This window comes from Pseudomonas helleri, from assembly GCF_001043025.1.
Lineage (GTDB): Bacteria > Pseudomonadota > Gammaproteobacteria > Pseudomonadales > Pseudomonadaceae > Aquipseudomonas > Aquipseudomonas helleri.
The window spans coordinates 216,746-231,614 of sequence record NZ_JYLD01000009.1 but is presented as its reverse complement, the minus strand read 5'-3'; the positions used below and the strand labels follow the sequence as shown (position 1 = coordinate 231,614).

The following is a 14,869-nucleotide window of genomic DNA, read 5'->3' as shown; positions in this document are numbered from 1 at the left end:
CCTGTCTTATTGTTGTTTGGGCGTTCTGCTGAGCGGCGAACGCCTGCTGAGAAATGCAAATACAGTGATATGTGATCACAGTTTGTTTGTCAATCCAGAATCTGCCCTCCATCCCGGCCATTGCCCCGGCGTTGGTCGGTCCCCGATACTAAGGCCCTGCTGTTCACTTAAGAGCAACACTGCTCAAGAGTGGGAGCGGGCTTGCTCGCGATGGTCTTCAGAACGCCTCATTTACTCGGTAAATACACGTCATCGTTAACGACCTTCGCGAGCAAGCCCGCTCCCACACATTGCACAAACCCGCCCCCCCATCGAGAACCCCTGTGATCAGAAACGTTACGGACATGGATTTGCGCCTGCTGCGTATCTTCGCCACGGTGGTCAAGTGCGGTGGGTTTACGGCGGCTCAGGCTGAGTTGAACATGAGCCAGTCGAACATCAGCACGCACATTTCCGGGCTGGAAAAACGTCTGGGCTACCGCATTTGTGAGCGCGGCAAAGGCGGCTTTCGCGTGACCGAAAAAGGCCAGCGCATTCTCAAGGCGTCGTCGGTGCTGTTCGGGGCGGTGGATGCGTTTCGCAATGAGGCCCAGGACCTTGCCGGGCGGCTGGTGGGGGATCTGTATCTGGGGCTGGCGGACAATATCGCGACGTTGCCGACAGCTCGGGTCGATGCCGCCATTGCGCGCTTTTATCAGCGTGAACACGACATGCATTTGCACATTTTCGTGAACTCGCCCACGGAGCTTGAGCGGGCGGTAATTGACGGCCAACTGGACATCGCCATTTCGTATTTCAGCCGCCCGCTGCCGACCTTAACGTATCAGCCGCTGTACTCGGAAGAGATCGGGATTTTCTGCGGTCAGGCGCACCCGCTGTTCGCAATCCGCTCGCCCAGCCATGCGCAGCTTCAGGCCTGTGACTGGATTCGCCATGGTTTCCTGCCGGTCGATCAGGTGCTGCCCATCATCCCGGATCGCGCCTCGGCCACGGCGCATCACATGGAGGCGGTGGTCCATGGCGTGCTGGCCGGCACCCATCTGGGGTATCTGCCCACTCACTACGCCCAGGTCTGGCTGCAGAGCGGGCACATGCGTGCCCTGCAGCCAGCGACGTTACGCTACGACGTTCGGCACAGCATGATCACCCATGCCGGGCACCCGCAAAGCGAGGCGGTGCGTGCCTTTATCGCCGATCTGCTGCTTGAGCACGGGCTTTAACCCAGGCAGCGGGTCACGTGCTTGACCGATTGAAAGGCTGACAGCCCCCAAGGCCCCAGTTCACGACCGATGCCGCTGCCTTTGGTCCCGCCCCAGGAGGTTTCAACGAACACCGCCTGGATCGAGTTGATCCACACGTGGCCCACCTCCAGCGCCTGCGCCACCCGCTCGGCGCGCTCTAGGTCGGCGCTGATCACCGTGGCCACCAGACCGAAACGGCTGTCGTTGGCCAGCGCCACGGCTTGGTCTTCTGAACTGAAGCGATGGCTGCACAGCACCGGGCCAAAAATTTCTTCGGTCCACAGGCGGCTGTTCAACGGCACGTCGGTGTACAGGGTCGGGCTGACGAACCAGCCGGGGTCGCTCCACGCCTTGCCACCGGCCACGCACTGCAACCCTTCGGCGCGGGCGATGGCAAAGTACTCGCTCACCTTGGCCCATTGCGCCTGACTGGTCAGTGGCCCCATATCGACTTCACCGGTCAGCGGGTTGCCCACGCGCAGGGCCTCAAAAGCGCTCTGCAAACGCTGGGTCAGCGCATCGGCAATGCGCTCGTGCACCAGCAGGCGCGAGGTGGCCGAGCACATTTGCCCGCTGTTCCAGGCGATCCCGGCCACGATCCATTCCACGGCCTGATCAAGGTCGCAATCTTCAAACACCACAATCGCCGACTTGCCGCCCAACTCCAGGGTGATCGGGCGGCAATGGGCGGCAGCGCTGTGCATCACCTGCGTGCCCACCGCGTTGCTGCCGGTAAACGACAACTTGTCCAGGCCTGCGTGATTGCTCAGCGCAATGCCGGTCTCGGCCTTGCCGCAAACGATGTTCAACACGCCGGGCGGCAAGCCCAGGGCATCGGCAATTTCACCGTAGGTTTGCTCGATCAGCGGGGTGATCTCCGACGGCTTGAGCACCACCGTGCAACCCGCCGCGAGGGCCGGGGCGAGCTTCCAGGCGCTGGTCACCAGCGGGAAATTCCACGGCACGATCAAACCCACAACGCCCACCGGCTCCAGCCGCGTGTGGGAGGTAAAGCCGGGCACCGACAGCGGCACTTCAGGGTTCGGGTTGCTCGCCAGCGCGTCGGCCAGGGTCGCGTAATAGTTGAACGTAGCGATAGCATCGTCGACATCAACCACGGCCTCGTGCCGGGGCTTGCCGTTGTTCTGCATTTGCAGGGCGATCAAGGCCTCACGGCGCTGTTCGAGCTGCTCAGCAAAGCCCCTCAAGTAACCGGCACGCACCGATGCATCGACATTGCGCCAGGCGGGCAGGGCCTCACGCGCCGCCGCAATGGCCTGATCCACTTGGGCTGCGCTGGCGCTCGTCAGCTCAGCGAACGGCTGGCCCAGGGATGGATCGAACACGCGGATCGGCTCGGCGCCTTCGCCCGCTAGCCACTGTGCGTTGATGTACTGTGCTGCTTTCATTGGTTGGCTCCCGGCAGAATGCCGTGCACGGCATTCACAAAGATCTGGCTATAGTCGGCTGCGCAGAGGGCGCAGGCGTTGGTGTCCGACGAGGGCCTGCTTGCCCAGACATCCCGACGAACCGCCTCCCCCTACGAGAAGCGGGCGCAGCATAAAGCAGTCAAACATTTGTAAAAATTCATATGTTTGTAAGCTGGCCTCTGGGTTTTTATATGTTTGAGAGGGCGTGAGCGATCCCTCAACGGCGATCCTGCGGCCCGCATCGGGATCGCGTTGTTTGTGGGAGACGTAGCCTCGTCAAACTCGGCAACTGCTACAGGGGCGCGTGTACGCCAAAAAACCTGTAGGAGCGAGCTTGTCTCGCGATCTTTTGATCTTTCGCAGCCTTCGTGCCTCGGCAGCGACTACAGGGATTGCGTTGTTTGTTGGAGACGTAGCCTCGTCAAACTCGGCAACTGCTACGGGGGGGCGTGTACGCCAAAAACCTGTAGGAGCTGACGAGCTTTGCGAGGCTGCGATGGGTTGCGCAGCGACCCTAAATGGCGGCCCTGCGGCCCGCATCGGGATTGCGTTGTTTGTTGGAGACGTAGCCTCGTCAAACTCGGCAACTGCTACGGGGCGCGTGTACGCCAAAAAACCTGTAGGAGCTGACGAGCTTGGCGAGGCTGCGATGGGTTGCGCAGCGACCCTAAATGGCGGCCCTGCGGCCCGCATCGGGATTGCGTTGTTTGTTGGAGACGTAGCCTCGTCAAACTCGGCAACTGCTACGGGGGAGGCGTGTACGCCAAAAAACCTGTAGGAGCTGACGAGCTTGGCGAGGCTGCGATGGGTTGCGCAGCGACCCCAAACGACGGTCCTGCGGCCCGCATCGCAGCCTTCGTACCTCGTCAGCGACTACAAATATTGCGCGGTTTTCACCTAAAAACGCCATTCCTCAGCCCGAACCAACCGGCAGAACGGCCCGTCAAGCGTTGCGTTGTGATGCGCCACAATATCCTGCGCCTTCATCACCGGCGTATCAGAACAGCTATGACCATCGGCAATAAGCACCGCATCAAAGCCAAGGTCACGCGCCGCGCGGCACGTGCTGTCGACGCAGTATTGAGTTTTCATGCCGGTGATCACCACACCCGTCGCCCCGTGCGCCCGTAAGTTGTCTGCCAGATCGGTCATCGCAAAGGCATTAGGGCGGCGTTTTTCGAATACCACCTCGCCACCCTGAAGCTTCAGTTCTTGCACGATCATCGTCAGCGGGCTGCCGGGTTCGATGGGCGAACCCACCGGCCCGATATGACGCGCCAGAAAAATCGGCGCTCCTGCGCTGCGGGCCTTGTCCATCAGACTGTTCAGGGTTTGCAGCAACGCCTCGCCACGCCAGGGTTTTTCCGGGCCATGAACCAGCCCCACTTGCATATCGAGTATCAATAGAGCGTGCATGAGGTGAATCTCCTTGCGTATGAGCCAGCAACACAAGGGCATAAAAAAAGCCCTGTCCATTGCTGGCGGGCCTTTGAGGTTCGTCTGTTATTGGCTCACGACACTTCGCACGCTCCGCTTTTAGCGGTCGTGGTGGTGGTAGTCGAGGTGAGGCAATATTTGGTCATAAATCGACACTAGCAATATCGCCACAGGCTGGCAAGGCGGGATGTGGACTGATTAATGCCATCGCAGCCTTCGTGCCTCGTCAGCGACTACAGGGATTGCGTTGTTTGCGGGAGACGTAGCCTCGTTAAACTCGGCAACTGCTACGGGGCGTGTGTACGCCAAAACTTGTAGTCGCTGACGAGGTACGAGGCTGCGATGGGTTGCGCAGCGACCCTAATCGGCGCTCCCCGCATGAAATCCCTCTCCCAGTAAGCCGCCGTTCAATTTCCGTCACCTACAGTTCTCAACAAGGAGTCCCAACCCGCCACAGACGGCTAATTCCGACTGACCAGACGTCTTTTCTCAGGACCTTCGATGACCAAACGGCCGATTCTCAACCCGCTCTTTTTAGCGCTCAGCATCGTGGTGAGCGCCCCGACCCTGGCGGCGTCGTGGTGCACGAACACCGACTCGGGGCCGCTCGGGCAGTTACGCAATGAGGTCAATAAACAGTTGTTGCCGCAATCGCGGGCTATTGAGCGGGTGCACACCGAAGGGACGCTGCCGCATCAGGGCATTCGTGATCAGAGCCTTGAGGCCAAGAAGGACTGGCCGCTGATGCGCGACTTGGCGCTGCTATGGCAAAAACAGCACCAACCCGCTGATCTGGCAGCGCTGTCGCGGTTGCTCAACGATTGGGGTACGCGCTACAAGCCCAGCTTTAATCCGGTAGATGAAACCGGGCTGGACGCTTACATCGATGCCTATGCCATGACCCGCGAAGATTTACCGCCGCCGGTGCGCGCTGTGGCGCAGCGCTTTATCCGCGAGTTGGGTGAGGGTTATCTCAATCAGATGGAACACAATTTCAAGCCGGGTGATGGCCGCTGGATCAATAACTGGAACTCGCACCGCGTGAAGCTGGCGACGCTGTCAGCGGTGGCGCTGGAGGATCCAGCCATGTTTGCCCGGGCGCGGGCGCAGTTTATTGAGCAACTGGGGCGCAATCTGCGGCCGGGCGGTTCAACGGTGGATGTCGAGCAACGTGATGCCTTGCACTATGTGGTCTACGACCTGGAGCCACTGACCCGGGCCGCCGTGGCAGCGCGTCTGCGCGGGCAAAACTGGCTGGTGTTCAAGGGCGCTTCAGACGCCAGCCTGGAGAACGCGCTGGACTGGCTCGCACCTTACGCCAAGGGTGACAAGACCCACGAAGAATTCGTGCACTCCCACGTCAAGTTCGATGACCAGCGTCGCGAGGCGGGGGAGAGCGGGTTCTCAGGCCTGTGGAACCCGCAGTCGGCGACCGGCCTGTATGCCATGGCGACGTTGCTCAACCCTAAATACGCCGCCGTGTCTGAGCGGTTGCACCCCATGGGCGGCTGGATGGCCGCGTGCTGGGGGCGGTAAGTTAAAAAGCCCCGCCGGGCAATGCTCGGCGGGGCTTTTTCTTTACAGAGTGGGGCGTTTACGGCCGCATCAGCGGTTCAATGCCGATCCATTTTTTTACCGGCTGATAGCAGGTTTTCATCGGTGGCAGATCGACCTTTTGCCCGCCGACCTCCATCGAGCCGAGGTTGATCGTCCATTTCGAATCGGCATCAAATTTTTCGGTTGGGAAAATCAGATAGACCGAGCCGTAACTGCTGTTGTTGGTGATTCGCGGAACACGGCTGTGCACTTCATCGCTGTTGATGTCATACGGCGAAGTCCGCGCATATTTCTCGTAATACAGCGGGTAGTCGTAGGTCTCTTTGTCACCCAGGTACACGTCGGGCAGGGCTTTCAACTGTGAGCCGTCTTCAAAGGTGATGTAGGCCTGACGGCTGTCGTAGAGAATCGGGATGGGCGCCTCGCCACTGCTTGAACGCGTCGGGCGTATGCGGCCTTTGTTGTAGGCGATGAGCTGGATGTAAAAGTGCCTGCGTGACCAGGTTTCACCGGGGAAGGTCTTGGACACACCTTGCTCAAACGGGCGATCTGAATACTGCGCGGTGTGATCGTATAAGTAGGTTTCGAGGATGATGGTTTTCTTGCCGTCCGCTCCCGGCACCTTGAATTGATACTCGGACTGGCACAGGTCGGCGTAAGCAGAGCGCTCACGCGGCCAAGGCAGGCAAGCCCCTAGCGAGGCAGCAAGGAGCACGAGCAGGGTGGCTTTCAGGCTTTTTTCAAATGGCATGGCTGGCCTTTTGTTGGTTGTCCAAGATCAGTCGGGTAACGATTCTGACAATCTCAAGCGAAAATAGGTCACGTTTAGCGAACCTCACCCTGTAGGAGCGAGCTTGCCTCGCGATCTTTTAAACGATCAAAAGATCGCGAGACAAGCTCGCTCCTACAGAGGCTCACAGGGCATTACCAACGATAACGCGCGCTCGCCAGGAAGGTCCGTTGCGGGCCGTAGTAGCAGGTGTCCAGGAAGTAGCAGTTGTTGGCGATGTAGCTTTTATTGGTCACGTTGTCGACGTTCAGTTGCAGGTTCCAGTGCGCGTCCAACTGGTAGTGGATCATGCTGTCCACCAGGGTGTAGCCGGGCGTTTCGCGCACTTGCGAGTAGTCGTCGTTGTAGTCCGGGTGGCCACTCACGTAGCGCACGCCCACCCCGTAGCCCAAGCCTTTGAGCTGGCCTTCCTGGTGGGTGAAGTCGGCCCACGCCGAGGCGCTGTGGCGCGGGTTGGTGGTGCCCCAGCTGTCGGTGAAGCGAGTGCCTTTTTTGCCCGGTGTGTTGTCTTTGGTCACGCGGGCATCGAGGTAGTTGTAGCTGGCGGTGAGGTCCAGGCCCGGCGTCGGCGTGTACTTACCTTCCAGCTCCAGACCTTTGGATTCCACTTCACCGGTCTGGATCATGATCCGCGTGTCGATCGGGTCGGTGGTCACCATGTTTTTCTGCACGATGTCGAACACCGCCGCAGTCAACAGCAGGTCGCTCCCCGGCGGTTGGTACTTGATCCCCAGTTCGTGGCTGGTGCCGGTGGTGGCCTTGTAAGGCTTGCCGTTGGCGCTGTTCGCGGTGGTCGGCAAGAACGACTCGGCGTAGCTGTAGTACGGCGCCAAACCGTTATCGAACAGGTACAACAAGCCGGCCTGCCAGGTGGTGGCGCCTTGGTCCAGGTTGCCGCCGACTTTGCGGCCATTGTTGTTCACGTCAACGTCAGTTTTGGCTTGATCGTGACGCACGCCAACACGGGCGATCCAGTGATCGTCAATCTTCACCTGATGCTGGGCGTAGGCGCCGATCTGCTCCACATCAATCACACGCTGGTAAGGCACCGTCGGTTTGGCTGTCGGGGTCACGGCACCCGGGTTGTTCAAGTCCAGCGGTGAAGCAGGGCCGCTGAGTTGACGGTTGTTGCTGCGCTGCCAGGTGTAATCGAAACCGACCAGGCTGGTGTGCTCGATGCCCGGCGTGTCGAAGTTCGCCTGCAACTGGTTATCGAAGCTGTAGACGTCACTGTTGAGCTTGTAAATGCCCGCATCACGGAACAACACAGCCGAGTTGTCCGGGTCGATCCAACCGAGGCTGCGCACGGCCTTGGCATCGTAGCTGCCGGTGTCGACGCGCACGTTTTGGCGGTACAGCCAGGTGTCGTTGAAGCGGTGTTCAAAAAGGTACCCCAAAGAGTATTGATCACGCTTGAACGTGTTGAAGTCCGGGTCACCACCATAGAAGTGATGCGACAAATACCCGGTCGGCCCGCGCACCAGCGAACCTTTGGCCGGCAGCCAGGTACCCCAGCCGCTGGTGTCGTGCTGATAACTGGCGAGCACGGTCAGGCTCGTGTCGTCGTTGCGAAAGGTGATAGCCGGGGCCACGTACACGTGGTCGTCCACGGCATGGTCAATTTGCGCCTGGCTGTCGCGCACGTTCATCGTCAGGCGGCCCAGCACAGTGCCGTTGTCGTTCAAGGCGTCATTGAGGTCCAGGCGCGCCTGCTTGTTGTCGAAGCTGCCGTAACCCAGTTGCACTTCATGAAAGGGCTCATCGCTGGGGCGCTTGGTGACGATGTTGATCATCCCGCCCGGCGCGTTTTGGCCGTACAGCACCGACGCCGGGCCTTTGAGGATTTCAACGCGCTCAAGGCCATAAGAGTCGGCGCGCCCGAACATGCCGTTGTTGGATGAGCGCAAGCCATCGCGAAACATACCCAACTGAGACATGGTGAAACCGCGCACAGTTAGCCAGTCATAACGCGGGTCATCGCCATAAAACCCGGCACTCACACCGGCGCTGTAGCGCAGCGCCGAACTCAGGTTCTGCGCGCCCAGGTTGTCCATCTGTTCACGGGTGACTACCGAGATCGCTTGTGGAGTTTCCAGCAGCGGGGTGTCGGTCTTGGTGGCGGTGGTGGAGCGCCGTGCGACAAAGCCTTTGTCGTTGGAGATGCTGTCCTGGGTGAAGCTGGACTGTGAGCCGCTGATGGTGGTGGCCGGCAAGTCATGGGCGCCCCCCGGCAGTACTGTGTAGGCGCCGCTGGCGGTGGTGCTGAAAATCAGCCCGCTACCGGCCAGGGCCTGATTGATGGCTTGTGCGGTGCTCATCTGGCCTTGCACCGCCGGGGCGCGCTTGCCGGCAATCAATGACGGGTTGACCGACAACATGTCGCCCGTCTGGTGGGCGATGTAGCTCAAGGTTTCGCCAAGGTCACCTGCAGGGATGTTGAACGCTTGCGCGACAGCAACAGCGTCGCGGTCTGCCTGGGCATGGGACACAAACGGAGCGGTTGCCAGGGCGATCGCGGCGGCAAGCAGGCAAGGACGAATCTGCAGGTTGGGCATGTAAGCGGGCTCGTAATAGGTGTGTTTTCAGTAACCAAGACCCGCGTTACGCAAAACCCCCTCAACTTTTTTCAGTTTTTTTAAACGTTGGCCGAACGCACATCCACCGTGGTCAACCAGAAGCCGTGGCGGTTCACCTGCACCGGCAGCGTCTCGGCCAGTGAACGCAAGGTGCGGTCACTGTCGTCCAGGGCAAACACCCCGTACACCCGCAGTTGCGCGGCTTGCGGGCTGACGCGCAACAGCCCGGCGCGATAGGGGCGCAAGGCCTCGATCAGTTGCCCGAGCGGTTCATCGCGCACGTCGATACGGCCTTCGACCCAGTCAACCCGGCTGCGCCAGCTCGGCGTCTGAGGGTCGATGCCCTGTTCGGTGAAGGCGAACACTTGCCCGGCCTCAATGGTTTGCCGACGGCCAGCACGATTGGTCAACAGCACACTGTGCTGCTGCACCGACGCCAGGCTGCCGCCGTCGTCTTTGCGCACCATAAACCGCGTGCCCAGCGCCCGCACCGTGCCATCGCCGGAGTCGACAATAAACGGCCGCGAGGCATCTTTGGCGACGTCGACCTGCACCGCGCCTTGGTGCAGAAGCACCCGGCGTTGCAGCCCGTCAAACAGAATGTCGACCACCGTGCGCGCATCCAGGCTCAGGCGGCTGCCATCGGCCAGGGTCAGCGTGCGGCGCTCGCCGGTGGCGGTGCGCTGGTCGGCCAGCAACCCGCCGAGCGGCGTGATGCGCTGGGTCACGCCCGCGGTCACCAGGCCCAGCAGCAGCGCCAGCCCGCCGCCCACGGCTCGGCGCCGTGAAGGTGAAGGCAGCGAACGCAGGCTGTCACTGGCGACTTTCAATTGGCCGGGGCTGCGCCGTTCGGCTTCCTGCAACGCTGACAGCGGCGTGCTCAACAGCGTGTTGACCCGCTGCCAGGCGCGGGCATGTTCAGGGTCGGCGTTTAGCCAATGCTCGAAGGCTTGCTGACCGGCGCTGCCCGCCTGCGCCGATTCAAGGCGCAGCAGCCAGTCCACCGCCGCGCGGTTGGCCTCATCGGCCTGACGGGCGCTCATGCTTGCGGGGTGTTCAGGCAGTGCAAAAATGCCCGGCGCAGGTCGCGCTCGACCGTGGCCAGGGAAATGCCCATGGCGTGAGCGATCTGCGGCTGCGTCAACCCGTCCAGGCGGTGCAACAAAAAACAATGGCGGGCGCGGTTCGGCAGGCCATCGAGCAACTGATCGATGAGTTCCAGCGCTTCACGCACCAGCGCCATGTCTTCTTCAGATGGCATGAACTCGGGCTCAAGGCCCGCCAGCTCTTCGTGATAGGCGCGCTCCAGCATGCGTCGGCGAAACACGTTGTTGAGCAGGTTGCGTGCGATGGTGGTGAGAAACGCCCGGGGCTCCTGCAACGCCGTGAGCTGGCGCGAGGTGAGGGCGCGCACGAACGTGTCCTGGGTCAGGTCGGCGGCATCATGCGGGCAATTCAACTGGCGATAGAGCCACGCACGCAACCAGCGATGATGATCGCTGTATAAGTCGGTCAGGACAGATCGGGAATCGCCGGGGCTGAGCACGTGCACACCTGAAATGAATGGTAACTAATCTCATTATCTTTTGTGCTTGCGTGAAAAAGCAATTGCCGGCTGTACATCTTTGTAAGACTGGTTTGATGTGGGAGCGGGCTTGCTCGCGATGGCATCGCCACGGTTGATCTGAAAAACCGCATTGCCTGCATCGCGAGCAAGCCCGCTCCCACAGGGGGGATTCAGCCGATCTCGTTCAGCTTCGGTATCAGCAACTCGGCCACGTGTTTTGCTTCGTCAATCAGCGGCCAGCCCGACAGAATCAGCGCGCTCAGCCCGGCCTGTTGGTGATACGCCTCGACGTTCTGCGCAATGGCGTCTGCGTCGCCCACAAGGTACGCCGCCGATGAGCCGGTGCCGAAGATGTCCAGCGACGACCAGGCGCTCATCCCGGCAAACAGGCTGTTTTCCAGGCGCAGCGACTCCAGCGGCGGCAGTTGCCCCTTGAGGATGTAATCCACCCATTCCTGGCGCTGCGCATCCGGGGCGCGGTAGCTGGCCAGGGTTTGTTCGCCCTTGCTGCGCCGGGCCACCACTTCTTCGAGTTTGCTGCGCAGCAGGTCGACGCCGGTGGTTTCGAACAGGGCATAAAAGGCCTTTTCAGCCTCGGAGCGGGTCTTGCGCACGGTCACGCTGGCCAGCGCGCCCATGTCGGCAAACTCACGGCCCTGGCTATGGGCGGAAGCGCGGGCGGCGTCGAAGCGGTCCTTGATGATCGAGATTTCACGCAGCATCAGCAGGTACACATCGACCACTTTGCCCGCGTGTTCAACACCGGCCTGGGACTCACCCGTGCCCCACAGCGGCACGCCGCCCGCTTGCACAGGTTCGAGGCTGAAACGGGTGTTGGGGAACAGCGACGGATTACCCGCCAGATAGTGTTCCTGAAATGCCTTCCAGTAATGTTCGGCGCTTTTATAGCGGTCGTCGTGACCGGCGGTGAGGTTGTAGGTTTTGGCCCGTTCTTCGCGGCCATTGATGTGGTTGAACAGCAAACGCCCGCCGCTGAGTTTTTCAAAGGTCAGGGCTTGTTCGGCCAGCAACTTGGGCGCGGTCATGCCGGCGTAGGCGGCCACCAGAAAACGCATTTTTTGGGTAAAGCCCACCACCGAAGTGGCGGACACCAGCGGGTCGTTGGGCCATGTGGCTACCAGCGCGCCATAAAAACCGCCCTGGTCGATGGTCTCGGCCAGTCGGCGGTAGCGGTCGAAATCCACCGGGTAGATGCCGTCCTCCATCCAGGGGTAATGACCGTCGGCCATGCTGAGGTACCACAGTGCTTTAATTGCCATCAGTCGTGTTCCTGATTCAAGGGTTCGAAATCGGTTCGAGGTCCATCGCCAATGCCGGGTCAGCCGACCACTCGCACAGCGAGCCGTCGTAGACGCTCACGTGTTCAACGCCCACCAGCGCCAGGGCCAGGGCAAACCCCGCCGCCGTGATGCCGCTGCCGCAATACAGCACCCACTCAACCTGCGGGCTTTCGATAAACGTCTGCAACGCTGCCAGCAGGGCGGGGCGCGGGATAAAGGTGTAGGTGTGCGGGTCGGTCAGCTCGATATACGGCAGGTTGAGGCTGGTCGGGATATGGCCCGGGCGTGCGTATTTGCTTTCTTCGCCGCGAAACACCGGGCGGCGCAGCACGTTGAGCAAACGGGCGTTGTGTTGCCCGGCCAGTACCTGCTGCACATACGCGCGATCGACGAAATACCCCGGTGTATCCACCGCCGTGAAGTCGCCGGGGCTGTTGGCTTCGGGCGTGGTGTCCAGCGCCAGCCCGCGAGCGAGCCAGGCGCGCAAGCCGCCCTCCAGTACAAAGACCTGGCTGTGGCCGAAGCTTTTCAGCAGCCACCAGACCCGTGCGGCCCAGATGCCGTTTTCGCGATCGTAGATCACCACCTTGCGCTGGTTGCTCACCCCCAGCGCACGCATCGCCGTGATGAAGGCCTGGGCATCGGGCCGTGTATAAGGGAACGGCGCCGACGGGTCCGACAACTGATTGGCCAGATCGGCCAAGCGCGCCCCCGGCAAGTGGCCAGCGGCAAAAGGCTCGCGCAACCCTGTGGCACTGGCTTCCAGCACGGTCCAGTGATCGGGTTGGGCCAACAGCGCATCAAGGCTGAGTAACGGGCGGGTCATATACCTGTCCTGAAAAGCCAAAAACCCTGTAGGAGCGAGCTTGCCTCGCGATCTTTTGATCGTTAAAAGATCGCGAGGCAAGCTCGCTCCTACAGCTCGTATTTACAGCGCTGAGGCCTCAAACCGGGCCTTGGCGCGGATCAGGTCGGCATCCACCGCATCCAGCCCGTCGATAAACGCCGTGGCAAACGAACCGGGCCCTTTGGCGGTGGCTTCAGCCAGTTCGGCGGCCAGGGCAAAGTGCACATGGGCGCTCACCAGCGCGGTCAGGTAATCGCTGGCCACGGCGGTGTACGCCGCCACCAGCGCACCCAGCGAGCAACCCGACGCGGTCACTTTGGGCAACCAGGCGCTGCCACCGGCAATCTTGATGAGCCACGGGCGCGGCGGGTTTTGTGCATCAGCGACCCAGCCCACTACATGGTCAATGGCGCCCGAGGCCGACACGGCGGCAGTGTGCTCCAGCAACTGCACGGCGGCGGGCACCGCCTGTGCCGGGTCGTTGGAGGTGTCAAAACCACGGGCATGGCTGCCCAGCCCGGCCAGCCCGATGATCTCCGAGGCATTGCCGCGAATCACCGCTGGCTTGAACGCCAGCAACTGCGCGGCCACCGAACCACGCCAGGCCAGCCCGCCTGCACCAATCGGGTCCAGCACCCAAGGGCGCCCGGCGTCATGGGCGGCGGCCACGGCCAGGCGCATGCCTTCGACCTGCGCCGTGTTCGGCGTGCCGAGATTGATCAGCACCGCCCCGGCGATGCGCGCAAAATCGGCGGCTTCTTCCGGGTTGTCGACCATCGCTGGCGCGGCACCGGCGCTGAGCAGCACATTGGCCATAAAGTTGGCCGACACCACATTGGTCAGGCACTGCACCAGCGGCGTATTGGCCCGCAGCGCCGCGTGCGTGGCGATCACAGACTCAATAGTCGGGGCAGCAAGGGCAGGGGAGTGATAGCTCATAAACACCTTCGTTGATAAACAGTTGAGCGCAATTTTTTTGTAGTCGCTGACGAGGTACGAAGGCTGCGATGCGGGCAGCAGGGCCGCCGTTTGGGGTCGCTGCGCAACCCATCGCAGCCAAATGCTTGGCAGCGACTACAGGTTTTCTCTCGTTTTAAAACACATGAGCCAAGCGCAAATTCAGTTGATAGTCGCGTTCAAACCCGCCGCGAACGTTCAGGTCTTTGGCCAGTGTCACTTGCACCTGATCCTTGGCAGTAACGTTGGTGGCGTACAGTGCGCGCCACTGATCAACCCGGGTGTGGGTGCCGTTGTCCACGCCGTCCAGCTGTTGCGCGCCGCCCCAGGTGTGGGAGTAGCCGATCGACACATGGGAGGTGTCAGTCGGGTGATAACTCAACCAGTTGATCACCTGGTAAGAGCGGTCTTGCTTGAGCGTCTGATCACCGCCACCGGCGTCCGTGTTTTTACCGTACCAGGTGATGTCGCCGATCAAGTCCCAGCTCCAGTATTGCCCGAAGCCCTGCACAAAGCCGCCCTGCACAATGCCCTTCCAGCGGTTTTCACCCAGGTTGAAGGCTTCGTGCTTATCGTAAGTGCCGGTGGGCGCGACGATAAACGGCGAAATACCAAACCAGCGGCGCGCCTGCGGGTTGTTCACCAACCACACCGTCGAGGTCAGTTGCACGTCACCGATACCGCTGTTGCCATCAATGGACTGGCCGCCGATTTTGGCGTCATGCAACTGCCCGAACGGCAACACCACTTGCGGGTCAATCGTGTAGCCGAACACCTCCATAAAATGCACGTAACGCAAAATGCCAATGTCAGACCTGAACCGATTACTGCCGTCGACTTTATTACCCGACGCATCGCGGTAAGTGTCGGCCGACGAATGTTGGTAATACAACAGCCCCAGATCAGTACCCGGTGGCGCGGCAATGTAATCACCCGGATCGGCTTCAGCCGCCTGGGTCTGTTGGGTGATGGATAGCAGGCTGAACAGCGTTAACGGTAAGGCGTAAGTGGTCTTCTTCATGGGTTTATTGAAACGTCTGTCGTCATGTTTACGGGGATGTGGAAATCCGCAAGGGCGACGGTTGTTTCCTGTGGTGATCAGCGTACGCAGGCCGTGCTTATAATCAAAATCACATTTATCACTAACGATAGTGATATAAAAAAGC

12 protein-coding genes are annotated in these 14,869 nt (G+C 60.9%); 2 read left to right on the top strand and 10 right to left on the bottom strand.

Translation table 11 applies throughout. The annotated features are described in order from the left end of the window. Positions 1-323 precede the first annotated feature (323 nt). Positions 324-1,220 (top strand): LysR family transcriptional regulator, encoded by an 897-nt coding sequence (locus TU84_RS16445; RefSeq protein ID WP_048370761.1) that lies wholly within the window; start codon positions 324-326, stop codon positions 1,218-1,220. Here TU84_RS16445 and TU84_RS16440 read toward each other — a convergent pair. After that, complete coding sequence (locus TU84_RS16440; protein ID WP_048370758.1) at positions 1,217-2,650, bottom strand: aldehyde dehydrogenase family protein; 1,434 nt, start codon at positions 2,648-2,650, stop codon at positions 1,217-1,219. The genes TU84_RS16445 and TU84_RS16440 overlap by 4 nt on opposite strands. A 918-nt stretch (positions 2,651-3,568) precedes the next feature. Continuing rightward, positions 3,569-4,087 carry a cysteine hydrolase family protein gene (locus tag TU84_RS16430; RefSeq protein WP_048370754.1) on the bottom strand — a complete coding sequence of 173 codons (519 nt, stop codon included), beginning with the start codon at positions 4,085-4,087 and terminating at the stop codon, positions 3,569-3,571. Between the two features lie 522 nt (positions 4,088-4,609). On the opposite strand from TU84_RS16430, the gene TU84_RS16425 reads away from it, so the two are divergent. Next, entirely contained in the window at positions 4,610-5,644 is a 1,035-nt protein-coding gene (locus tag TU84_RS16425) for an alginate lyase family protein (RefSeq protein ID WP_048370752.1), read from the top strand. Between the two features lie 58 nt (positions 5,645-5,702). Here TU84_RS16425 and TU84_RS16420 read toward each other — a convergent pair whose 3' ends face one another. The 8 genes from TU84_RS16420 to TU84_RS16385 form a co-directional block, all read right to left on the bottom strand. Continuing rightward, positions 5,703-6,416: a hypothetical protein gene (locus TU84_RS16420; RefSeq protein ID WP_048370750.1), complete on the bottom strand. Its 714-nt coding sequence runs from the start codon at positions 6,414-6,416 to the stop codon at positions 5,703-5,705. A gap of 173 nt (positions 6,417-6,589) precedes the next feature. After that, complete coding sequence (locus tag TU84_RS16415) at positions 6,590-9,010, bottom strand: TonB-dependent siderophore receptor (protein WP_048370747.1); 2,421 nt, start codon at positions 9,008-9,010, stop codon at positions 6,590-6,592. 80 nt (positions 9,011-9,090) lie between these two features. Further along, positions 9,091-10,074 carry a FecR domain-containing protein gene (locus tag TU84_RS16410; protein ID WP_048370745.1) on the bottom strand — a complete coding sequence of 328 codons (984 nt, stop codon included), beginning with the start codon at positions 10,072-10,074 and terminating at the stop codon, positions 9,091-9,093. Beyond that, positions 10,071-10,577, bottom strand: a complete 507-nt coding sequence (locus TU84_RS16405) for a sigma-70 family RNA polymerase sigma factor (protein WP_048370828.1) — start codon at positions 10,575-10,577, stop codon at positions 10,071-10,073. The genes TU84_RS16410 and TU84_RS16405 overlap by 4 nt, the downstream gene beginning before the upstream one ends. A 191-nt stretch (positions 10,578-10,768) precedes the next feature. Then, a complete protein-coding gene (locus TU84_RS16400) occupies positions 10,769-11,878 on the bottom strand; it encodes an LLM class flavin-dependent oxidoreductase (RefSeq protein ID WP_048370742.1) in 1,110 nt (369 codons plus the stop codon). 16 nt (positions 11,879-11,894) lie between these two features. Then, positions 11,895-12,725, bottom strand: a complete 831-nt coding sequence (locus TU84_RS16395) for a sulfurtransferase (RefSeq protein WP_048370741.1) — start codon at positions 12,723-12,725, stop codon at positions 11,895-11,897. Between the two features lie 102 nt (positions 12,726-12,827). Then, a complete protein-coding gene (thiM, locus tag TU84_RS16390) occupies positions 12,828-13,685 on the bottom strand; it encodes a hydroxyethylthiazole kinase (RefSeq protein WP_048370739.1) in 858 nt (285 codons plus the stop codon). A gap of 154 nt (positions 13,686-13,839) precedes the next feature. Then, positions 13,840-14,724 carry a transporter gene (locus TU84_RS16385; protein ID WP_053225257.1) on the bottom strand — a complete coding sequence of 295 codons (885 nt, stop codon included), beginning with the start codon at positions 14,722-14,724 and terminating at the stop codon, positions 13,840-13,842. Between the last annotated feature and the right edge of the window lie 145 nt (positions 14,725-14,869).